The sequence below is a fragment of the Streptomyces sp. NPDC020983 genome, assembly GCF_044333485.1.
Lineage (GTDB): Bacteria > Actinomycetota > Actinomycetes > Streptomycetales > Streptomycetaceae > Actinacidiphila.
On sequence record NZ_JBIRRA010000009.1, the window covers coordinates 47,924 to 70,889 of the forward strand.

15 protein-coding genes are annotated in these 22,966 nt (G+C 71.3%); 9 read left to right on the forward strand and 6 right to left on the reverse strand.

Annotated features, from left to right (window positions below; all coding sequences use genetic code 11):
* From ACH4SE_RS21270 to ACH4SE_RS21290, 5 genes are read left to right on the forward strand one after another with little or no spacing between them, the layout of a single operon-like run.
* On the forward strand, positions 1 to 1,932 hold the full coding sequence (locus ACH4SE_RS21270; RefSeq protein WP_398544971.1) for a hypothetical protein: 1,932 nt from the start codon (positions 1 to 3) through the stop codon (positions 1,930 to 1,932).
* Complete coding sequence (locus tag ACH4SE_RS21275; protein WP_398544972.1) at positions 1,929 to 2,858, forward strand: amidohydrolase family protein; 930 nt, start codon at positions 1,929 to 1,931, stop codon at positions 2,856 to 2,858. Before ACH4SE_RS21270 ends, ACH4SE_RS21275 begins: the two co-directional genes overlap by 4 nt.
* A 13-nt stretch (positions 2,859 to 2,871) precedes the next feature.
* Positions 2,872 to 3,210, forward strand: coding sequence for an L-rhamnose mutarotase (locus tag ACH4SE_RS21280; protein ID WP_398544973.1), 339 nt, complete (start codon positions 2,872 to 2,874; stop codon positions 3,208 to 3,210).
* Complete coding sequence (locus tag ACH4SE_RS21285; RefSeq protein WP_398544974.1) at positions 3,207 to 4,256, forward strand: zinc-binding dehydrogenase; 1,050 nt, start codon at positions 3,207 to 3,209, stop codon at positions 4,254 to 4,256. Before ACH4SE_RS21280 ends, ACH4SE_RS21285 begins: the two co-directional genes overlap by 4 nt.
* Positions 4,253 to 5,026, forward strand: a complete 774-nt coding sequence (locus ACH4SE_RS21290) for an SDR family oxidoreductase (RefSeq protein ID WP_398544975.1) — start codon at positions 4,253 to 4,255, stop codon at positions 5,024 to 5,026. Before ACH4SE_RS21285 ends, ACH4SE_RS21290 begins: the two co-directional genes overlap by 4 nt.
* A gap of 110 nt (positions 5,027 to 5,136) precedes the next feature.
* On the opposite strand, the gene ACH4SE_RS21295 is transcribed toward ACH4SE_RS21290, so the two are convergent.
* Positions 5,137 to 6,669 carry an arabinofuranosidase catalytic domain-containing protein gene (locus ACH4SE_RS21295; RefSeq protein ID WP_398544976.1) on the reverse strand — a complete coding sequence of 511 codons (1,533 nt, stop codon included), beginning with the start codon at positions 6,667 to 6,669 and terminating at the stop codon, positions 5,137 to 5,139.
* A 100-nt stretch (positions 6,670 to 6,769) separates the two neighbouring features.
* The gene (locus tag ACH4SE_RS21300) at positions 6,770 to 7,891 is read right to left on the reverse strand and encodes a ricin-type beta-trefoil lectin domain protein (RefSeq protein ID WP_398544977.1); all 1,122 of its coding nucleotides are present in this window, start codon (positions 7,889 to 7,891) and stop codon (positions 6,770 to 6,772) included.
* A 1,079-nt stretch (positions 7,892 to 8,970) separates the two neighbouring features.
* Here ACH4SE_RS21300 and ACH4SE_RS21305 point away from each other — a divergent pair.
* The 3 genes from ACH4SE_RS21305 (at position 8,971) to ACH4SE_RS21315 (ending at position 15,225) form a co-directional block, all read left to right on the forward strand.
* Positions 8,971 to 10,548: an arabinofuranosidase catalytic domain-containing protein gene (locus ACH4SE_RS21305; protein WP_398544978.1), complete on the forward strand. Its 1,578-nt coding sequence runs from the start codon at positions 8,971 to 8,973 to the stop codon at positions 10,546 to 10,548.
* Between the two features lie 107 nt (positions 10,549 to 10,655).
* Positions 10,656 to 14,297, forward strand: coding sequence for a glycoside hydrolase family 3 C-terminal domain-containing protein (locus tag ACH4SE_RS21310; protein ID WP_398544979.1), 3,642 nt, complete (start codon positions 10,656 to 10,658; stop codon positions 14,295 to 14,297).
* Positions 14,298 to 14,613: 316 nt separating this feature from the next.
* The gene (locus ACH4SE_RS21315; RefSeq protein ID WP_398544980.1) at positions 14,614 to 15,225 is read left to right on the forward strand and encodes a hypothetical protein; all 612 of its coding nucleotides are present in this window, start codon (positions 14,614 to 14,616) and stop codon (positions 15,223 to 15,225) included.
* A 69-nt stretch (positions 15,226 to 15,294) separates the two neighbouring features.
* On the opposite strand, the gene yjfF is transcribed toward ACH4SE_RS21315, so the two are convergent.
* From yjfF to ACH4SE_RS21335, 4 genes are all read right to left on the reverse strand, one after another.
* Positions 15,295 to 16,302 carry a galactofuranose ABC transporter, permease protein YjfF gene (yjfF, locus tag ACH4SE_RS21320; RefSeq protein ID WP_398544981.1) on the reverse strand — a complete coding sequence of 336 codons (1,008 nt, stop codon included), beginning with the start codon at positions 16,300 to 16,302 and terminating at the stop codon, positions 15,295 to 15,297.
* Complete coding sequence (locus ACH4SE_RS21325; protein WP_398544982.1) at positions 16,299 to 17,384, reverse strand: ABC transporter permease; 1,086 nt, start codon at positions 17,382 to 17,384, stop codon at positions 16,299 to 16,301. The genes yjfF and ACH4SE_RS21325 overlap by 4 nt, the downstream gene beginning before the upstream one ends.
* Positions 17,381 to 18,922 (reverse strand): sugar ABC transporter ATP-binding protein, encoded by a 1,542-nt coding sequence (locus ACH4SE_RS21330; RefSeq protein WP_398544983.1) that lies wholly within the window; start codon positions 18,920 to 18,922, stop codon positions 17,381 to 17,383. Before ACH4SE_RS21330 ends, ACH4SE_RS21325 begins: the two co-directional genes overlap by 4 nt.
* 75 nt (positions 18,923 to 18,997) lie before the next feature.
* A complete protein-coding gene (locus ACH4SE_RS21335; protein ID WP_398544984.1) occupies positions 18,998 to 20,005 on the reverse strand; it encodes a substrate-binding domain-containing protein in 1,008 nt (335 codons plus the stop codon).
* Between the two features lie 1,500 nt (positions 20,006 to 21,505).
* Here ACH4SE_RS21335 and ACH4SE_RS21340 point away from each other — a divergent pair.
* Positions 21,506 to 22,891 carry a non-reducing end alpha-L-arabinofuranosidase family hydrolase gene (locus ACH4SE_RS21340; RefSeq protein ID WP_398545258.1) on the forward strand — a complete coding sequence of 462 codons (1,386 nt, stop codon included), beginning with the start codon at positions 21,506 to 21,508 and terminating at the stop codon, positions 22,889 to 22,891.
* Positions 22,892 to 22,966 lie beyond the last annotated feature (75 nt).

The following is a 22,966-nucleotide window of genomic DNA, read 5'->3' on the forward strand; positions in this document are numbered from 1 at the left end:
ATGCATCCCGTCATCACGGCCTCGGTGCCACTGCTCGAACCGCCGGGCTGGGCGACAGCGCAGCGCGAGCTGTTCGACCTGCTCGACCGGGCCTGGCGCCGGTTCGCCCGCGACTTCACGGGGCCCGACGGACGGCTGCGCTACACCGGCGAGCTGACCTCCCGGGACGGCGTGGACGACTTCTACGAGGTCTTCTTCAACTGGCCCCAGCTGTACCTGCTCGGCGGGGCGGACGACCTGCTGGCCCAGTCCGAGCTCCACTGGGAGGGCGTCACCCGCCAGCTGACCGAACTGGGCATGCTCAAGGACGAGTACGAACGCGGCTACGACTGGTTCCACCAGGGCGAGAGCCTGCTGCTGCTGTACTTCCTGTGCATGGCCGCCCCCGACCGGTGGGCCGGGCGGGCACAGCGCTTCGCCGACCTGTACGTCGACCCCGGGCACGGCAACTACGACCCCGACCTGCGCATCATCCGCCGCCCGCACAACGGCAGCGACCCCGGGCGGGACGGCCTGTCGGACGGCGACTCCTACCCGTGGCTGCCGAAGGAAGCGCAGATGTACGGCTTCCCGCTGGGGTGGATCCTGCCCCCGGACGCGGAGCAGCCGCCGCTCGACGCCGACCCGCGGCTCGGTGCGGAGATGCGCCGCCGGATGGGCGTCGGCGACACCGCGGTCAACCTCTCCGCGGCGGGACTGGTCCTGAACGCCTGGATCCTCTCCGGCGAGCAGCGCTACGCGGACTGGATCGCCGAGTACGTGGGCGCGTGGCGCGAGCGCGCCGCCGCCAACGGGGGCCTCCTGCCGGACAACGTCGCGCCGGACGGAACCGTCGGCGGGCTGCTGGAGGGGCGCTGGTACGGCGGCCACTACGGCTGGTCCTGGCCGCACGGCTGGTACAGCGTGGGGCACGCGGCGATCGTCGCCGCCCTGGCGGGTGCCGCGGTCACCGGCGACGACTCGCACCTGGACCTGGTACGGCCGGTCCTGGACGAGATCATCTCGCACGGCAAGGTGATGGCCTTCACCGAGGCCGACTCCAGCATCACGTCCAAGTGGATCCCGCAGCTCGCGGAGGACGTGCACACCCCGACCCTGCACGTGCCGTTCCGGTACGCCGACGAGGGCTGGTTCGACTACAACCCCATGCTGATGGCGGTCCCGACGGCGCTGTGGCACCACACCGCCTCCGAGGCCGACCGGGCGCGCATCGAGCGCCTGCGCGCCGCCGCGGGATACGACTGGCGCACGGTCCGGCCCTTCCGCAGCAAGGAGGAGGCCGGCCACGAGGAGCCCTGGCTGGCGTTCCTTGCGGGCGACGACCCCGCCTACCCCGAGAAGATCCTGGCAGCGGCCCAGGCGCAGGTGCGGCACCGGCTGGCGCGCATGGAGAAGTACCGCCACTGGGACGTGCCGGAGGCGGACATCCATCTGTGGCAGCAGTCCAACCCGGTGGTCACCGAGGCGCTGGTGCAGCTGACCTGGGGAGGCCCCCAGGTGGTCTACAACGGCGGTCTGCAGCAGGCGCGGGTGCGCTACCACGACGCCGACGCCCGCCGTCCGGGCCTGCCCGCCGGGGTCGCGGCACTGGTGTCGGCCGTCGACCCGGACGCCACGGTCGTCGACCTGGTCAACCTCGATCCCGAGGCGGCGCGATCGGTGATCGTCCAGGCCGGCGCGTTCAGCGAGCACACCATCCGCTCGGTGGAGTACAGCGTCTGCGAGGACCCCTCCTGGATCGGTGACCTGTACGACTACGGGCACACCCCGCCGAGGGTGACCGCCGCGTCGGCGGAGGTCGGCGGACCCTGGCTGCGGGTGGAGCTGCCCCGCTCCAGCACGGTCCGGCTCACCCTGCGGCTCGGCCTGCGCACCCGTCGGCCCAGCTACCGGTCCCCCTTCGACGGGCCGGCACAGCAGGAGGCGTCGTGACGGGCCGCACGACGGGCGCAGCCGGCCCGGAGGTCCCCGCTGCGGGGCGCGCGCGGGTGCTCGACAGCCACGTCCACTTCTGGGACCCGCGGCACCTGGCCTACCCGTGGCTCGCCGACGTTCCCGCCCTCGACCGGCCCTTCTCCCCCGACGGCTTCCTCGGCGGCGCGCCCGAGCCGGTGGAGGCGGTCTTCGTCGAAGCCGGCCGGAATCCGGGCCAGGCCGGCGACGAGGTGGAGTGGGTGCGCGGCCTGGCGCGCACCCGGCCGTGGATCCGCGGTGCCGTCGCGCACGTGAGCCTGGACGACCCCGCCGGAGCACCGGACGCCGTCCGCCGCTTCGCCGCCGACCCGTTCGTCGTCGGGGTGCGCCACAACATCCAGGACGAGGCACCGGGTTTCACCGCCGGTGCGGACTTCCGCGCCGGTGTGAGGCTGCTGGGGCAGGCGGGGCTGCCGTTCGACGCGTGCGTACGGCAGTGGCAGCTCGGCGAACTCGCCGAGCTGGCCGCCGCCTGCCCGCAGACCCTCGTCGTCCTCGACCACCTCGGCAAGCCGTCCGTCCCCGTCCCCGACGCCGCGTGGCGGCCGGATCTGCTCCGGCTCGCCCGCAGGGACAACGTCGTCTGCAAGCTGTCCGGGCTCGCCACCGAGGCGGCGCCCGGAACCGGCGCGACCGCCCTGCTCGCCGTGGTCCGGGAGGTGCTGGAGGCGTTCGGCCCCGACCGGTGCCTGTACGGCGGCGACTGGCCGGTGATGACGCTCGCCACCTCGTACGGCTCCTGGCTGGACCTGGTCCGCGAAGCGGTCGCCGATCTGCCGGCGGCCGGGGCCGACGCGGTGATGCGCACCAACGCGCTCCGGACCTACCGGCTGCGGGACCGGGGACCGGCGCCCGTCCCCGAGGGGCCCGACCGGCCCGCATGAGAAAGGAATCCGCATGAGACGCCTCGCCCAGACCATCCGGCTGCGCCCCGAACGCCGCGAGGAGTACCTGGAGTTGCACCGCTCCGTGTGGCCGGGGGTGGAGGCCGCGCTGCGCGCGGCGCACATCCGCAACTACACGATCTTCCTCCGCGACGACGTCCTGTTCGGCTACTTCGAATACCACGGGGACGACTTCGAGGCCGATCTCGCCTCGATCGCCGCCGACCCGGACACCCGGCGCTGGTGGCAGCTGACCGACCCGTGCCAGGAACCGTGGCCCGACAGCGGGGCCGGCGGGAACTGGTCCGACCTGCAGGAGATCTGGCACCTGGGAGAGGAGTCCCCCGCGTGAACGCACGACGAGTGGCCTACACCGCGCCCCGCACGCTGGCGCTGGAGAACGGCACCGCAGCCGCGCCCCCTCCGCCGGGACACGTGGCGATCGACGTGGCCTACACCGGCATCTGCGGTACCGACCTGCACATCTTCCACGGCTCCATGGACGCCCGGGTGGGCCCGCCCCAGGTCATCGGGCACGAGATGTCCGGACGGGTGGCCGAGGCCGCCGCCGACGTCACCGGGTGGGAGGCGGGCGACAGCGTCACGGTCATGCCGCTGGTGCCGTGCGGACGGTGTCCCGCGTGCCACGCCGGCCACCGCCACATCTGCCACCACCTGGTCTTCCTCGGCATCGACGCGGCCGGGTCCCTGCAGTCACGCTGGACGGTTCCGGCCGAGACGCTCGTCCGGCTCCCCGAGGGCCTGCCCCTGGACCGCGCGGCACTCACCGAGCCCACCGCGGTGGCGGTGCACGACGTGCGGCGCGCCGGGCTGCGGGACGGCGAGAAGGCCCTCGTCGTCGGCGGCGGGCCCATCGGCCTGCTCATCGCGATCGTGGCCCGCCGCGGCGGGGCCGACCTGCTCCTGGCCGAACCGGACCCCTACCGGCGCGGTATCGCCGAGTCCCTCGGCCTGACGGCCCTCGACCCCCTGGCGACCGACGCCGTCCAGGCGGTGGCCGACTGGACGGGCGGCGCCGGGGCGGACGTGGCCTTCGAGGTCTCGGGCGCCGCGGCGGGGGTGAGCACCGCCGTCGACGCGCTGGCCACGCGCGGCCGGCTGGTGCAGGTGGCCATCCATCCGGCACCGCGCGAGATCAGCCTGCACCGCTTCTTCTGGCGCGAGCTCACCCTTCTCGGGGCGCGGCTCTACGACCGCGAGGACTTCGAGACGGCGGTGGGCCTGATCGCCGAGGGGCACATCCCGGCCGGGTCGCTCATCTCGCGCGTCGAGCCCATCGAGCGGGCCGCGCAGGCCTTCGAGGCCCTCGAAGGCGGAGGCGGAGTCATGAAGGTCCTGATCGACTGCCAGTCCGACACGGGAGCGCACGCACGATGACGACGATCCGTACGCCGTTCGACCTGACGGGCAGGCTCGCCGTCGTCACCGGCGCCCGCAGGGGCATCGGGCTCGCCGTCGCCGAGGCGCTGGCGGCCGCGGGGGCCGACATCGTGGCCGTGAGCGCCCACCTGGAGCCGTCCGGCAGCGAGGTCGAGAAGCGGGTGACGGCGCTCGGGCGCAGCTGCACCGCCCTGCAGGCGGACTTCGCCGACCGTGCCGCCGTCGCGCGTCTCGCGGCGGACCTCGGGGAGCTGGACCGGCCGGTCGACATCCTGGTCAACAACGCCGGAACCATCGCCCGGGCCCCGGCCGCCGAGCATTCCGACGACGACTGGGACCACGTCCTCACGGTGAACCTCAGCAGCCAGTTCACCCTGACCCGCGAGGTCGGCAGGCGCATGATCGACCGGGGGCAGGGCAAGGTCGTCTTCACCGCCTCCCTGCTCAGCTTCCAGGGCGGCATCAACGTCCCCGGCTACACGGCCGCGAAGTCCGGTGTCGCCGGCCTGACCCGGGCCCTGGCCAACGAATGGGCCGGGCGCGGGGTGAACGTCAACGCCGTGGTGCCCGGGTACGTGGCGACCGACAACACGCAGGCCCTCAGGGACGACCCCGCCCGCTACTCCGCCATCCTCGACCGGATCCCCGCCGGACGGTGGGCCGCACCGGAGGACATCGGCGGAGCCGTGGTGTTCCTGTCCTCGGCCGCCTCCGACTACGTCCACGGCGCGCTCATCCCCGTCGACGGGGGCTGGCTCGGCCGCTGAGCGGAGCCGAGGGCTCCCTCGGGCCGCCCGGCCCGCGGCGCCCGGCCCGTGCCCGGCAGACCGCCCCCGGCCGTCACGGCCGGGGGCGGCTGTCGCGCTCGCGGGTCACGTCAGCTGCGTGCCCACTTCTGGTTGGTGGCTCCGGTGCACGTCCACAGCTGCACCAGGGTGCCGTTGGCGGTGCCGTACGCGCTCGCGTCGAGGCACAGGCCCGTCTGGACGTTGGTGATGCTGCCGTCCGAGTTGATGTTCCACTTCTGGTTGTTCTGGCCGTTGCAGTCCCAGATGATCGCCTTGGTGCCGTTGGCCGTTCCGCTGCCCTCGTCGTCGAGGCACTTGCTGCCGTAGACCTGCAGCTCCTTGGCGGCGGTGAGGGTCCACTGCTGGTTCGAGCCGCCGTTGCAGTCCCACAGCTCGGTCTGCGTGCCGTTGGTCTGGCTCAGGTTGGGCACGTCCAGGCAGCGTCCGGAGGCGTTGCCGCGCACCACGCCGCCCGTGCCGTCACCGCCGGAGGTGCCGCCGTAGCCGGCAGCGGTGATGCTGGCCTGCACGGCGTTCTCCGTGGCGTCCGACGGGAAGCCGGCGGTGATCGCGCCCTCGAAGAACTCGCCCTGGCCGGACACGCTGTTGTCGCCGCCGGTCCCCAGCAGCAGGGAACTGTCCGTCTTCATCGGCGAGTAGCCGTTCGGCAGCCCTCCCGAGTAGGTCGTGGTGAGGCTTCCGCTGGCGGCGTTCCCGTACTTCAGCGTGAAGTTGCTGGTTCCGTTGTTCTTCTCCCAGGCGCTCACGAACGGGAAGTGCACGCCCTGGTTGTTGGCGTCGTGGTTGGACCCGCTGCCGGTGTGGAACATGCCGTTCTCCAGGTCGGCCTCGACCCAGGGACCGGTGCCGGTGCAGCCGCCGAACCAGCAGGCGTTGCCCCAGTAGATCGAGTTCATGGTGGCGTTGCCGGTGTCGGTGTGCGTGTTCTCACCGCTGCCGTAGTCGAAGCAGCACCACTGGTTGGTGTAGTTCGACGAGGTCACCATGTAGATGCCCTCGGGCTGGGAGCCGGTGGGGGCCCCGCTGGCGTGGTCGATCCGGTAGCCCACGCCCGGCTTGACCTTGACTCCGAAGACGGGGTGGCCGCCCGCGGTGACCGGCAGCGCCGCGGCGTCGGCGCCGACGTCCGCCCCGTTCGCGCCCGGGCCCTTCCAGTAGCCGCCCCAGGAGATGGGCATGTCGTTGTGGCGGGTGGTCTGGTCGTAGATCTTGCTGATGATGCACGACGTGCCCGCGCAGAACGACGTCTGGGACGAGGCGTCGGCGTACCCGCCCGCGGCCAGCAGGCCCACGTCGTGGTACGTGTGGTCGGAGGCGCGCTGGACCTGGTAGAGCGGCCCGCTGTAGGCGGCGAACAGCGCCCGGGTCGTGGAGTGCGCCGCGATACAGGGTGTGCCGCCGGCGGCGTAGATGTCGCAGGGCAGGGACGAGGCCGCGGCGGCCGCCGTACCGGCGTTGGCGGACGCCGTCCGGGCGCCCGGGTCGCTCGCGGCGGCCCGGCCGCCGAAGACGGCCGCGGCCATCGCCAGTGCGAGCAGGAGGATGAGCAGGGGTCTTGCCCGTCGTACGCCGGTGGATCGGGACAGTGCGGAGCTGTGCATCGGCTCTCCTTCGGATGTGGGAGGGGGCTCCCGCTGTGTCGGGCCCGTGCGTCGCGCCCACCGGGGGGGACGCCGGCCCGGCGTTCGTCGTCGGCGTGGCTCAGCCGGGGACCAGGGCGCTCCACTTCTGGTTGGCCTGGCCGTTGCAGTCCCACAACTGGAGCTGCGTGCCGTCGGTCGTGGAGGAGGCGGGGTCGTCCAGGCAGCGGCCGGACACCGGATTGCGGTACGACCCGTTCACCGCCTGCCAGACCTGGTTGGCGCCGCCGTTGCAGGTCCAGATCTCGATCTTCGTCCCGTTCGCCGTGCCGCGGCCGGTGGCGTCCAGGCACTTCCCGACCGCGCGCAGGGTGCCGTCGGCGTAGGCCGTCCAGTTCTGGGCGGCGGCGTTGTTGCAGGTGTAGATCTGGACCGGGGTGCCGTCGGTGCCGCTGCCGTTCCTGACGTCGAGGCACTTGCCCGCGATGCCGGAGCGGACCGGTCCCGAAGCGGTGCCGGAGCCGGAGCCGCCCAGCCAGCCGGCGCTGTCGGCCGCCTGGACACCCCGCCGGAAGGCGTCGGCCATCTTCTGGTAGCCGTTGTCGTTCGGGTGCAGGTAGTCGGAGAGGTCCGCGGTGGTCACCGCGCTCATGTCCACGTACCCGACGTGCTTGCCCGCGGCCTGCTCGCTCTGCACGATGCCGGGGATGGCCTGGTTGTACGCGCCGCGGTACTGCTCCTCGGTACCGCTGGTGGAGACCACGAGCGAGGCCACCAGCACGGTCGCGGAGGGGACGTCGCGGGTGATCTGGTCGACGAGCGACTTCAGCCGGGTGGTGGCGGTGGAGACCTGGTAGTTGCCGTTCAGGTCGTTGGTGCCGATCTCCAGGGTGACCACGTTGGGCTGGTAGCGGGACAGGGCCGCGTCCGTGAGGGCGGCCACCTGGTCGATGCGGTAGCCGGAGTGCCCCTCGTTGTCGGGGTCCGACATCGTCCCGCCGCGCAGCGATCCGACGAAGTCGAGCGGATGGCCGTCGGCGGCGAGCCCGTTGTACAGCGCGGCACGGTATCCGTTGCCGGTGCTGCTTCCCACGCCCCAGGTGATCGAGTCACCCAGCGGCATGAGGGTCAGCGGTGTCGTGGAAGCCGCGGTGGCGGCGGCCGCCGGGGCCGTCGCGGTGACGCCCGGTAAGCAGAGTGCCGCGGCCAGGGCGAGCAGGAGCGCGGTGAAGGGTCTTTTCATCAGGTTCCCCGTCTGGTGAGGAGGGCGGACGGCCCCGGGTCGGGTCAGGGCGTGCGGCCGGCAGCGGCCGCCACGGCGGCGCCGGCCCGTACCGCGTGCTCCGCAGGCGGTGACCGGGGCCGGCCCCGGGAGCGCGGGCCCCGCCCCTGGGGACCCGCGCACGGGCGGCGGGAGGCCGCCGAGCAGGGGTCAGGTGGCGCCGGCGACCGTGCGCGGCCCTCGGCCGGCGGTACCGGGGTGCGACACGCCGCCTCGGCGCGCGGGCGTGGGCCTCGGTGGTGGGTGCGCTGCTGTGCTCACGGGGACTCCTGCATTGAGGGCCCGCGGCGCCTTCGATGTGAGCGCTCACAACCCTCGCGTGGGGGGACTGCACGGAGACGAGTTGCATACCCACGGCCGGGGTGACCGCAGCAGTGGGACGAGATGAGACTGACACATACCGGCGGCGGAACTCAAGAGTCCTGCAGCGGACCGGTCCCGGACCGTCTGCGCATCCGGTCCCCGCACCCACGGACATCCCACCGGCCCCCGGCATCCGCCCCCGAAATGCGCAGGCCACAGGCGCGCAACTGGCCACACACCGGAGGCCGGCGGCCCACTCCCCCGGCCTCCGCCACCCGGCCGGGCCCGACCGCCCTGACCTACCGCGACCGCTCACCCGGGACCCGGCGGCCCCGGCCGGCCCCGATGTATACGACAGCGACCCCCGGGTCCGCCGGATCGGGCCGAACGAGCGGGAGGTCTTGACACCACGTGCCCCATGCAGCACGCTGCCGTCGTTCCGACGACAGACGCTGTCCCGAAAAACGGGTGTGCCACCGGCGAGTTTGTTAGCGCTCACAATACCTGGTGCACGCTCGCCCTTGGCTGCCCCCACCTGCCAGGAGACCTGCGTGAACGTCAGACCCGTTGCCGCCGTGCCGGCCCCGAGGCGCCGGCCCGTGCGCGCACCGTCCACCGATGCGCCCGGCCCGTCCCCTGCCGTTGCCCGGCCGGTCTCGCGGAACCCGCCGCCCGCTCACCCGTGACAGCGCCAGCACGCGCCGCCCCGCGGGGCGGCGCTCCAGGAGGGAGATCCGATGGACGACAGACCGACACGAGGGGGTACGCCTCCCCTGCGCGGCATCCGCCGCATCCGGGAAGCGGCCCTGCACCGGCGCCGGCCGGAGGCCGGCGGCACCCCGGCCCCCACCCCACCTCGCCGGCGCGCCGGTCTTCCGGCCAAGCTGGCAGCAGCGGCTCTGCTCGTCGTCGGCGGTCTGGCCGGGGGCGCCGTGGGAGCCGGTACGGCACGGGCCGCCACCCCGGAGCCGTGTGACATCTACGCGACCGGCGGTACGCCGTGCGTGGCGGCGCACAGTACGACGCGGGCGCTGTACTCGGCGTACAACGGACCGCTCTACCAGGTCCGGCGCGCCTCGGACAACGCGACGAAGGACATCGGGCTGCTGAGCGCCGGGGGGTACGCGGACGCCGCCGCGCAGGACTCCTTCTGCGCCGGCACGAGCTGCCTGATCACGGTCATCTACGACCAGTCGGGGCGCAACAACAACCTGACCCAGGCACCCGGGGGCGGCGCGGCCGGCGGCCCCGACAACCTCGCCAGCGCCACCGCCGCGCCCACCACGGTCGGCGGGCACAAGGCCTACGGCGTCTTCGTCGCCCCCGGCACCGGCTACCGCAACAACCACACCAACGGGATCGCCACCGGCGACAACCCCGAGGGCATGTACGCCATCTTCGACGGCACCCACTACAACGGCGGCTGCTGCTTCGACTACGGCAACGCCGAGACCGACAGCAACGACGACGGCAACGGCACGATGGAGGCCATCTACTTCGGCAACATCAAGGTGTGGGGCTACGGCGCCGGCAACGGGCCGTGGATCATGGCCGACCTGGAGAACGGCCTCTTCTCCGGGGTCAACCAGCACTACAACGCGGGCGACCCGACCATCAACTACCGCTACACCACGGCCATCATCAAGGGCACGCACAACCAGTGGGCGATCCGCGGCGGCAACGCCCAGTCCGGCGGCCTGTCCACCTTCTACAGCGGTCCGCGGCCCAACGTCTCGGGCTACAACCCGATGCGCAAGCAGGGCGCCATCATCCTGGGCACCGGCGGCGACAACAGCAAGGGCGCCCAGGGCACCTTCTACGAGGGCGTCATGACGTCGGGCTACCCCTCGGACGACACCGAGAACGCCGTCCAGGCCAACATCACCGCCGCCGGATACGCCAACGCCTCCGGCACCGGTACGACCGGGGCGCTGCACGCGGTGGGTGCGGGCAAGTGCCTGGACGTGCCGAACTCCTCGACGACACCCGGCACGCAGGTGCAGATCTGGGACTGCAACGGGCAGGCCAACCAGAGCTGGACGCGTACGTCCTCGGGTCAGCTGACGGTCTTCTCCGGCGGCAGCCAGCTGTGCCTGGACGCGTACAACAACCAGACCACGGCCGGCACCAAGGTCGAGACCTGGACCTGCAACGGCGGAGCCAACCAGCAGTGGAGCGTCAACTCCAACGGCACCGTCACCAGCACCCAGTCCGGCCTGTGCCTCGACGTCACCGGAGCCTCCACCGCCAACGGCGCCCTCGCCGAACTGTGGACCTGCAACGGCGGCAGCAACCAGCAATGGACGCTCGGCTGACAGCAGCCGCGCTCCGAGAGCCGCACCACCCCGCCCCACGGCCCGCCGGCGCTCCCGGCGGGCCACCGGCGTGGGAGCCGCACGATCCCGAGACACGAGGAGGCGCCATGCGCTTACTGCGAAACACTGCGACGCACGCGGTCACCGCGGCCCTGTGCACCGTCGGCCTGCTGTGCACCACCACCCCGGCGCACGCCAGACCCCCAGCCGCAGCCGCCCCCTCGGTGCCGATCTACCTGGACACCGGCTACTCGTTCCAGGAACGCGCCGCGGACCTGGTCTCCCGCATGTCGCTCGACGAGAAGGTCCAGCAGTTGCGGACCAACAGCGCACCGGCCATCCCGCGCCTCGGCGTCCAGCAGTACACGTACTGGAGCGAGGGCCAGCACGGCATCAACACGCTGTTCGCGAACAACAACCCCGGACCGGTGACCGGCGGCGTCCACGCCACCAGTTTCCCCACGAACTTCGCGGCCTCCATGAGCTGGGACAAGGGCCTGATCTACAAGGAGACCACCGCCGTCTCGGACGAGGCCCGCGGCCTGCTCGACAAGTCGCTGTGGGGAACGGGCCAGAACAACCTCGGGCCCTCCAAGGACGACTACGGCATGCTCACCTACTGGGCGCCGACGGTGAACCTCGACCGCGACCCGCGATGGGGCCGCACCGACGAGGCGTTCGGTGAGGACCCCTACTTCGCGGCGCAGATAGCCGGCGCGTACGTCAACGGCTACCAGGGGCAGAACCCGGACGGCACCCCGCAGGGCAAGTACCTCAAGGTCGCGGCCACGGCGAAGCACTACGCGCTCAACGACGTGGAGCAGGACCGCACCGGCATCAGCTCGAACGTCTCGGACGACGACCTGTACGACTACTACACCGCCCAGTTCAAGAGCCTGATCGAGAAGGCGCACGTCTCCGGACTGATGACGTCCTACAACGCGATCAACGGCACCCCGTCGGTCGCCAACACCTACACCACCGACCAGATCGCCCGGCGCACGTTCGGATTCGGCGGGTACATCACCTCCGACTGCGGCGCGGTCGGCACCACCTACCAGAGCTTCCCCGCCGGCCACGACTGGGCACCTCCCGGCTGGACCACCGACCGCAAGGGCGCGAGTGCCACCTGGACCGACACCGCCACCGGGCAGCAGGTCCCGGGCGCGGCCGGCGGCCAGGCGTACGCGCTGCGCGCCGGGACCGACGTCAACTGCACCGGTGCCGAGGCGACGTCACTCAACCTCGAACAGGCGATCTCCGCGGGAATCCTGAGCGAGGGGGTCATCGACAACGCGCTGGTGCACCTGTTCACCGTACGGATGCGGACCGGGGAGTTCGACCCGGTGGACCAGCAGCCGTACACGAAGATCACCAAGGCCGCGATCGAGTCACCGGCCCACCAGGACCTCGCGCGGACGGTGGCCGACAACGCCCTCGTCCTGCTGCAGAACGACAGGCCCGATGGTGCCCGCACACCCCTGCTGCCGCAGGACCCGGCCGCGTTGGACAAGGTCGTGATCGTCGGCGACCAGGCCGGCAAGGTCACCCTCGGCGGGTACTCGGGCGACCCCACCAAGAAGGTGGACGCCGTGCAGGGCATCACGGCGCAGGTCAAGGCCGCCAACCCGGACGCGCAGGTCGTCTACGACGCCGCGGGAACGTCCACCACCGCGACCGGCGCCGCTGTGCTCGGCGACGGGACGAAGGCCGACATCCGCAGCGCGGACCTGGTGGTCGTCGCGGTGGGCACCGACGAGGCCACCGCGGGTGAGGGTCACGACCGCAGCGGCCTGGCCCTGCCCGGCAACTACGGCAGCCTCATCGACCAGGTCGCCGCCCTCGGCAATCCCAGGACCGTCCTGGACATCCAGTCCGACGGGCCGGTGGCCATCGAGGCCTACCGTTCGCAGGTCGCCGCGATCGTCTTCGCCGGCTACAACGGCGAGAGCCAGGGCGACGCGCTGGCCGACGTCCTGTTCGGCAGGCAGAACCCGGGCGGCCACCTCAACTTCACCTGGTACAAGGACGACTCCCAGCTGCCGGACATCTCCGACTACGACCTCGCCCCGAGTGGCACCGGCGGCCTGGGCCGCACCTACCAGTACTTCACCGGCACCCCGACCTACCCCTTCGGCTACGGCCTGAGCTACAGCACCTTCGCCTACTCCCACATCCGCGCCGACCGCCGCTCCGCCGACGCCGACGGCACCGTCGCGATCAGTTTCGACGTGACCAACACCGGCTCCGTACCCGGGACCACGGTCGCACAGCTCTACGCTGCGGCCGGCTTCACCGTCGAGGGCCGGGAGCTGCCGGCCAAGCGCCTGGTCGGCTTCCAGAAGACCCGGGTCCTGCGGCCCGGCGCCACCCAGCACGTCACCCTGCACGTCCGGGTCCCCGACCTGGCCTTCCACGACGGCCGGAAGGCCAGGCAGGTCGTCTACGACGGCCGGTACCGCTTCGAGGTCGGACCCGACGCGGCCACCGTCGCAGGATCGGCCGACGTGACCGTGCACGGCAGCCTCACCCCGCACGTCCGCTACGTGACCGTGCAGCCCGAGGCGGTGGTCTACGACGCCGGCGACACCATCGACCTCACCGGCCGCAACCGGTGGATCAAGGACGACACCGACCCCGCGTCCCAGCCCGGCCGCAACATGAGCGTGACCGCCGACCACGTCGTGCAGGCGGTCAACGACGACGGATCGTTCCTGGACCTGTCCGGTGCGGCGGTCCGTTACCGCAGCAGTGACCCGTCCGTCGCCACCGTGAGCCGCGACGGCCTGGTCACGACGGTGGGCAACGGTGTCGCGACCATCAGCGCGACCGTCCACGGGGTGACCGGCTCCGCGGTGATCCGCGTCCACCACACCCTCACCGTCTCCTCGGCGCGCATCGTCACCCCGGGAACGCCCGTCACCGCAACCACCACGTACACCAACACCGGGCCCACGGCGCTGCCGAACGCCACGGTCACGCTGTCCGTGCCCGACGGCTGGACCGCCACGCCCACCTCCCCCGCCGTCTTCGCCCGCATCCCGGCCGGTGCGTCGGTCACCACCACCTGGACCGTCACTCCCCCGCCGGACGCCGCGCCGGGCAGCTACGCACTGGCCGCGTCCGCCACCTACCAGGGTGCCGAGGCCGGCGACGCCGCCGCGGGGCAGCTGCTCGTGCCCTACTCCTCGATCCACGACGTCGTCACCAACGTCGGCATCAGTGACGACGCCGACCCCGGCAGCGGCAACCTCGACGGCGGAGGCCAGAGCCTGTCCCAGCAGGCCCTCGCGGCCCAGGGGATCGCCTCCGGCGGCACCGTCACCCACGACGGCCTCACGTTCACCTGGCCCACCACGGGGACGGGCGCGCCCGACAACATCGTGGCCGGCGGGCAGACCTTCCCCTTCGCCGCGAAGGGCACGACGATCGGCTTCCTCGGCACCGCGGACTACGGCAGCGCCTCGGGCAGTGGAACGATCACGTACACCGACGGGACCACCCAGGACTTCACCCTGTCCTTCCCCGACTGGTGGACCAACGCCCCCTCCGCGGGCAACGACGTCCTCGCGACGACCGACTACTTCAACAACGGCGGCGGCAAGGTCCAGCAGAAGGTGAGCGTGTACGCCGCGACCGTTCCGCTCAAGGCCGGCAAGACCATCGCCTACCTGACCCTGCCCGACGTCGGACCCGGCGCCGCCACCAACCAGGTGGCGCTGCACATCTTCTCCATCGCCGTCGGCTGACGACCGCCGCACCACGGCAGCACCGGCGAAGCCGTGCGGCCCGGGCCTCCCCGCCCGGGCCGCACGGCCTTTTTCGTGCGGACGGGGGACGACGGCGTGGCGCGGACGGCACCGGCCGTCCTCGGGCGCGGGCGGCGCCGGTGCCGGGGAAGTGGCCGGAAGACACCGCCGATTACTCTAAGGTGCGATGTACCAAGTGCCCTCAGGTGCGACGCACCCTGCGTACCAGCACTGAACGGCGGCAGCGGACAGCAGCCGGCGCCGCCCGCACGTGCTCAGGAAAGCGAGCTGATCAGCCATGGCGGACAATGCCACGTTGAAATCCCAGTACCTTGCCCAGATCCAGGCCGACCTGGAACGCACGGCCAAGGAGAAGGAACGCATCGCCGGTGAACTGGCGTCGCTGCAGCAAAAGCTGACGAATCTCGAACAGGACCACGCTCTTCTCGTCGGAGTGCAGCAGGCCCTGGCCGGGTCCTCCTCCGCCGCCGCGCAGGACCCCGGTCCGGCCCCGGCCCCCGCGGAGGCCCCCGAGCCCCCGCGGGCGGCGGTACCCCGGCCCCGCAAGCCCAAGGCGGCCCCGCGCGCTCCCGGGAAGGCGGCCCGCAAGCCGGCCGCGAAGGACGGGGACGGCGCCGCGGCGAAGGCTTCCGCGGCTGCGCCGACGCTGGTCGAACTGGTCGTCGCCGACCTCGCCGGGAGCAGCGAGCCCCGTTCTGCCGCCGAGGTGACCACCGCCCTCGCCCAGGCCCACCCCGGCCGGAAGATCCAGTCCACCGTGGTGCGCAACGCTCTCGAAGCCCTGGTCGCCAGGGGGCAGGTGCAGCGTTCCAAGCAGGGCCGGTCCGTGTACTACTCGACCGCCGCGGACTCGGCGCCCGCCGCCGTCGCGGCCGCGCCGGCCGCCCCCGCGGAGGCGGCCGCGTAGGGTCCTCCCGGGAACGTCACCCCCGGGGGGCGGCGCTGTGCCCGCCCCCCGGTCCGCGGGCCGGACGGCTCACGTCCGGCTCCGTGCCGTCATGGCGCGCTGGATCAGGATGAACGCGAAGAGCAGCACCCCGGTGGCGATCTTCGTCCACCAGGAACTCAGCGTGCCCTCGAACTGGATGAGCGTCTTGATCAGACCCAGCACCAGCACGCCGAACAACGTCCCCACCACGTAGCCCGATCCGCCCGTCAGCAGCGTGCCGCCGACCACGACCGCCGCGATGGCGTCGAGTTCCAGGCCCACCGCGTGCAGGGGGTCACCCGACTGGATGTACAGGGTGAACAGCAGCCCGGACAGCGCGGAGCAGAAACCGCTGACGGTGTAGACGGCGATCTTCGTGGCCGCCACCGGCAGGCCCATCAGCAGCGCGGACTGCTCGTTCCCGCCGATGGCGTACACCCGCCTGCCGAACCGTGTGTAGTGCAGCACGTAGAACGCGAGGGCGAGCACCGCCAGTGAGATGACGGCGGCGATCGAGAGGAACGACCCGCCGGGCAGTGCGACATGTGTCTGGGCGAGCCGGTCCACCGTGGGGTCGGTGATGGAGATCGACTCCTTGCTGATGACCAGGCACAGCCCCCGGAAGAAGAACAGCCCCGCCAGGGTGACGATGAAGGGCTCGATCTCGAAGTGGTGGATCACGTAGCCCATCAGGTAGCCGCCGAAGGCGCCGACCCCCAGGGCGATGGGAGCGACGAGGAGGAGGGGCAGACCCTGCTTCTCCACGAGCCAGGCGGTCAGCATCGTCGTGAAACCGATGACCGAGCCCACCGAGAGGTCGATCCCACCGGTGAGGATGACGAAGGTCGCACCGACCGCGGCGACGAGCAGGTAGCCGTTGTCGATGAAGAGGTTCATGAAGACCTGGGCGTCCAGGAACCCGTAGGACTGGTACCGGAAGGCGCCGAAGCCGAACATGAGCAGGAACAGCGCGGCTGTCACCAGGACGGGCAGGCGGCGGTCCTGCAGCAGCCGGCGTCCCTCCGCACGTGTCCGGAAACCGTCGATCACGCTCACGACGACACCTCCATCCGCGGGGCCGCCTCGGCGGACGCGCCCGGGGTTTTCCGGCCGGGGCCGAGCCGCTTGGCGCGAGCGCCGAACACCTTGGCCCGGAAGACGGGCGACTGCATGAGGCAGACGACGATGACGACGGCGGCCTTGAAGACCAGGTTGGTCTGGGTGGGCACACCGATCGTGTAGATGGTGGTGGTCAGGGTCTGGATGATGAGCGCTCCGATGATCGTGCCGCCGAGGTGGAACCTGCCACCGGTGAGCGAGGTGCCGCCGATCACGACGGCGAGGATGGCGTCGAGTTCGATCCACAGGCCCGCGTTGTTGCCGTCCGCGGCGGAGACGTTGGAGCTGATCATCAGACCGGCGATACCCGCGCACAGGCCGCAGAACATGTAGGCCATGATCTTGATGCGCCGTGACCGGATACCCACCAGCCGGCTCGCCTCGGCGTTGCCGCCCACCGCCTCGACCAGCAGTCCCAGGGCGGTGCGGCGGGTGAGCGCCATGCTCAGCACGACCACCAGTGCGACCACGAAGAGGGAGAACGGCAGGGCCAGCCAGTAACCCCCGCCGATGAGCGAGTACGCGTCACTGTTGACGGTGATGATCTGACCGCTGGTGATCAGCTGGGCGATACCGCGGCCCGCGACCATCAGGATCAGCGTGGCGATGATCGGCTGGATGCCGAGCCGGGCGACCAGCAGGCCGTTCCAGGCGCCGCACACCAGGGCCACGGCGAGTGCCAGCGCGAAGGCCATCAGCACTCCGGCCACGCTGCCCTGGTCCGCCTGCTTGCTGACGACCAGGCACGCCAGGGCACCGGAGATCGCCACGACGGCGCCGACCGAGAGGTCGATGCCCCCAGTGGCGATCACCAGGGTCATACCGATCGCCACGAGGATGAGCGGGGAGCCGAACAGCACGATGGAGACCAGGCTCCCGTACAGGTGCCCGTTCTTCAGATGGATCTCGAAGAACCCCGGCGTGAAGGGGACGTTGATCACAAGCAGCGCGACCAGGGCAGCCACCGGCCAGAACAGCCGGTGCTGTGTCGCCGCGCGCCACAGGGATGTGAAGCTCACTGATGCTCTCCGCTCGCAATGATCTCCAGGACCCGCCCGGCAGTGACATCGGGCCCGTTGGCCAGCCGGGCCACGAGCCGGCGGTCGCGGAGCACGCCCATGGTGTGGCTGAGCCGGAGGACCTCCTCCAGCTCGGCCGATATGTAGACCACGGCCATACCCTCTTCGGACAGTGACACGACAAGCTTCTGGATCTCCGCCTTCGCCCCCACGTCGATGCCCCGGGTGGGCTCGTCGAGGATGAGCAGCTTCGGCTGCGTGATCAGCCAGCGGGCGAGGAGGACCTTCTGCTGGTTGCCACCGCTGAGCGAACCGGTCTTCGCCTCGGGGTCGGCCGGGCGGATGTCCAGCGCCGCGATGTACTTGGCGACCAGTTCGTCCCGCTGCGACGCCGGTACCGGACGGGTCCACCCGCGTGCGGCCTGAAGGGCGAGGATGATGTTCTCCCGCACCGTCAGGTCCGGGACCAGGCCCTCGGTCCTGCGGTTCTCCGACAGGAAGGCGACCCCCCTGCCGATCGCGTCGTTCGGCTCCCGCAACACGGCCTGCTCGCCGCCGATGTACACCTTGCCGCCGTCGGAGGTGTCCGCACCGAACAGCAGCCGGGCCAGTTCCGTACGGCCCGATCCGAGGAGCCCGGCGAGCCCGAGAACCTCCCCGGCGCGGACCTCCAGGTCGAAGGGGGCGATGCCGCCGGCCCGGGAGAGGCCCTGCGCTTTCAGCCATGGCTCGCTGGTGTCCGTCTCGGCGTGGTGCTCGCTGAGTTCCTCCAGCTCGTCCAGATCCTTGCCGATCATCAGCTTGACCAGGTTCACCTGGTCGAGGTCGGCGACCAGGTGCTCGCCGACCAGCGTCCCGTTGCGCAGGACGGTCATCCGGTCGCAGACCTCGTAGATCTGGTCGAGGAAGTGCGAGACGAACAGGATCGCCACGCCCTCGTCCTTCAGCCGCCGCATGAGGGCGAACAGCTGCTCCACCTCGTCGCGGTCGAGGCTCGACGTCGGCTCGTCGAGGATCAGCACCCGGGTCCCGGTCACGCCGCCGGCCGCGGGGTCACCGGAGCCGATGGCGCGGATGATGGCGACCAGCTGCTGCACGGCCAGCGGGTAGGAGCCCAGCGGGGCGGACACATCGAGGTCGAGGCCGAGCCGGGTCACCAGCTGCGCGGCCCGCCTGCGGAGTTCCTTCCACCGGATCCGGCCGACCCCGACCGGTTCACGGCCGATCAGGATGTTCTCCGCCACCGAGAGGTTCGGGCAGAGGTTGACCTCCTGGTAGACCGTGCTGATTCCGGCCTGCTGGGCCTGCAGCGGACTGGTGATGCGGACCGGCCGCCCGTCCAGGACGACCGTTCCGCCGTCGAGCGGGTGCACCCCGGTCAGCACCTTGATGAGGGTGGACTTCCCGGCCCCGTTCTCCCCGAGGAGTGCGTGGATCTCGCCGGGGAACAGGCGGAAGTCGACGTCCGACAGAGCCCGTGTGCCGGCGAACTCTTTGACTATGCCCGTCATTTCGAGGACGGGCCGAGGCTCTGCCATGGCAGCGCTCCTAGCTGGAATCGTCGCGACGTGGCGGGGGTCCCCCGCGCCCGGGGGCCCCTCGTCGGCGGGGTGTCAGTACTTGCGGCTCGGCAGTGCTGCCGCGGCCTGGTCCGCCGTGTAGTCGCTCTCCTTGGTCTTGATCCAGCGGGGAAGCGTCGACCCCTTGCCCGCGTGGACCGTCTTGACCGCGTCCATCAGCTGGGGGCCGAGCAGCGGGTTGCACTCCACGATCCCGTTGATCTGCCCCTTCGACATCGCCACGAACCCGTCGTGCACACCGTCGACGGACACGATCTTGATGTCCTTGCCGGGGGTCTTGCCGGCGGCCTGGATCGACTGGATGGCACCGATGGCCATGTCGTCGTTGTGGGAGAACAGCACGTCGATGTCCGAGTGCGCCTGCAGGAAGGCGGCCATCACCTGCTTGCCGCCGGCCCTGGTGAAGTCACCGGTCTGGCTCGCGATGATCTTCCACTCCGGGTGGCTCGCCTTCATGATCTTGGCGAAGCCCTTGGCGCGCTCGATCGCGGGGGCGGCACCGGTGGTGCCTTCCAGCTGGGCGATCTTCACCGGGCCCTTGTTGCCGGCGAGGACCTTCTCCAGCATGTGCGCCGCACGCTCCCCCTCGATCTCGAAGTCCGAGCCCACCAGGGTGACGTAGAGCGACGGGTCGGAGGTCTCGACGGAGCGGTCGGTGAGGATCACCGGGATGCCGGCCGCCTTCGCCTCCTTCAGCACCGTGTCCCAGCCGGTGACGACGACCGGCGAGAACGAGATGACGTCGACCTTCTGGGCGATGTAGCTGCGGATCGCCGAGATCTGGTTCTCCTGCTTCTGCTGCGCGTCGGAGAACTTGAGGTTGATCCCGGCCGCCTTCGCGGCGTCCTTCACCGACTGGGTGTTGGCCGCGCGCCAGCCGCTCTCCGATCCCACCTGGGAGAAGCCCAGGGTGATCTGCTTGCTGCCGCTGCTGCCGTCCGACCCGGTGGACTTGGCGGGATTCTTCTTCGCGCACGCCGCGAGGATGCCGGCGGCCGAGACCGCGGCGCCCGCGGTGAGGAATCCGCGTCTGTCGATCATGTCTGCTCCTTCGAGGGAATTGCGGCTGGTGCACTGGTGCAGGTTGCTGACGCACCCCTTGCGGGCGCACAGCAGCACTGCCGCGGGTGCAGCTGGTGAGTGGTCAGCAGGTGGCGCGGAAGGTCCGGGCACAGATGAGCGCGGTGGTGTCGCAGGTGACCCGCGCGGGAGCTCCGTCCGGGGGCTCCGTTGCGGCAGGTGTCTGACAGGCTGAACGACGTGACGTGCTTCCCGGGACACCACGGGTCAGGGTCGCGACACCAGAGCATGGATGTGTGCGCTCACCTGGGGGTGGCGTGCGATGACTGGCAGAGCGCCGGTGCTCCTGCGGCATGCGGGGGAGACACCGGCTGCGGCAAAGCGTGGCCGTGTGCGGCTGGCTGGGGATCCGTCCACTGGGTGAGCGCTAACATATCCGCTGGAGACGCCGGGCGCCACCCCTTCGTCACCGAGATCCGCAGCTCCTCCGCCACCACCCGGCCCGGAGCGGCCCCCCCTGCGGTGAGCGCTAACACCATGGTTCCCTCTCGCACTTCGCGAACAACGCGATCTCTGTCGTTCCGTCACCCACACCTGCCCGCGGCACGATCGCGCGAGGCGCTCGGATGCCGTACGGACATTTCGCGGCACCATAGGGCGCCCACAGGGGGACGTCAATAGATCGCACAGCCCGCGCACAGTCCGCACGCACACATCCCGCCACGTCGGCGCCGGGAGCGGGGCCGGCCGCCCCGTCCCGCGGACCGCTCACGGTCGGCGGGCGGCCGCCCGCCGACCGGCAGTTCCACGCGTGCCACGAATGTTTCGCACGCCGGCCACGGGCCGGACGCGCCGGCCGGACGCACCCGCGCCGACCACGCACGACCGATGGTCCGGGGGCCCCGGCGAATCCTGGCGCCCCGGCCGCCGGGCGGCCCTCAGGACGGCCGCCCGGGGTGTTCCCCGGCGTGCGGCACGGGCGGTGGCACGGACGGAACGCCGAAATTTTCGCGCCGCGAGCCGTTGACCTTCCGGGGCGGACGGGTCCACACTTGCCACCGTTTCGCCTGCTCGCCACGTCGGGACACGCTGTCCCTGACGCCGTGGCGGCCAGACCCTCGTGATTGGTCCCCCCACAGCATCCGGGCCGGTGCGCCCCTTTCCCGCACCCGGCCGGAGCGCCAAGAAATGAGGTCGACATGGCGCCGGAGAACTGCCGCGCCCCCAACCCGCCGCGCCGCACCGGGTGTTGCCCACCCGGTGACCGGCGTCTGCCCGTCTTCGCATGTTAGCGCTAACAGCAACGGCTGTTCACGCATCCTCCCCGGTGGACCAGCGGCCCCCCAGGGTCCGCACGGCGCCGGCGCCGGCACCCGTCCGCGGGCCGCTGCCGGACGCACCGCACCGACAGTCCGGACGGCCGCACCAGGCCCTGCCGGAACCGCTTACCGAAGGATGAGGAGTTCCCTCATGCACAGAGGAAGATTCCGCCACAGGCGTCTGTTCGTGGCGCTCACCTCGATGCTCGCGGCCGTGGGCGTGGTGGTGGCCATGCTCGTCGCCAACCCGGCGCAGGCCGCCACCAGCGGGGCCCTGCGCGCTACCCAGTCCGGCCGCTGCCTGGACGTGCCGAACGCCAGCCAGACCGACGGCACGTACCTGCAGATCTGGGACTGCTCCGGCGGTACCAACCAGCAGTGGACGCTGACGGCCAGCAACCAGCTGATGGTCTACGGCAACAAGTGTCTGGACGTCCCGGGCCACGCCACCACGGCCGGCACCCGGGTGCAGATCTGGAGCTGCAGCGGCGGCGCGAACCAGCAGTGGCGGGTGAACTCGGACGGCACGATCGTCGGGGTCGAGTCCGGACTGTGCCTGGACGTCACCGGCGCGGCGACCGCCAACGGCACCGCGGTGGAGATCTGGACGTGCAACGGCGGCAGCAACCAGAAGTGGTCCGGCCTCTCGGGGTCGACGACCACGCCGCCGACGTCGGGTGGGACGTGTTCGCTGCCGTCGTCGTACCGGTGGTCGTCGACGGGTGCGCTGGCGCAGCCGGCGAACGGGTGGGTGTCGCTGAAGGACTTCACCAACGTCGTCTACAACGGCAAGCACCTGGTGTACGCGTCGAACGTGAACGGCTCGTCCTACGGGTCGATGGCCTTCAGCCCGTTCACGAACTGGTCGGACATGGCCTCGGCCGGGCAGACCGGGATGAGCCAGTCGGCGGTGGCCCCCACCCTGTTCTACTTCGCACCCAAGAACATCTGGGTGCTGGCCTACCAGTGGGGCGCCTGGCCCTTCATCTACCGCACCAGCAGCGACCCGACCAACCCCAACGGCTGGTCCTCGCCGCAGCCGCTGTTCACCGGCAGCATCTCCGGCTCCGGGACCGGCCCCATCGACCAGACCCTCATCGGTGACGGCCAGAACATGTACCTGTTCTTCGCCGGCGACAACGGCAAGATCTACCGGGCCAGCATGCCCATCGGGAACTTCCCCGGCAGCTTCGGCTCGAACTACACCACCGTCATGAGCGACACCCAGGCCAACCTCTTCGAGGCCGTCCAGGTCTACAAGGTCCAGAACCAGAACCAGTACCTCATGATCGTCGAGGCCATGGGCGCCAACGGACGCTACTTCCGGTCCTTCACAGCCTCCAGCCTCAGCGGCACCTGGACCCCCCAGGCCGCCAGCGAGAGCAACCCCTTCGCCGGCAAGGCCAACAGCGGCGCCACCTGGACCAACGACATCAGCCACGGCGACCTCGTCCGCAACAACCCCGACCAGACCATGACCATCGACCCCTGCAACCTCCAGTTCCTCTACCAGGGCAAGAACCCCAGCGCAGGCGGAGCCTACGACCAGCTCCCCTGGCGACCCGGCGTCCTCACCCTCCAGCACTGACCCACCACAGCAACGAGTGGGCGCACCCCGCCGGGGTGCGCCCACTCGCCGTTCCCCGCGCGCCGGGCCGGCCGG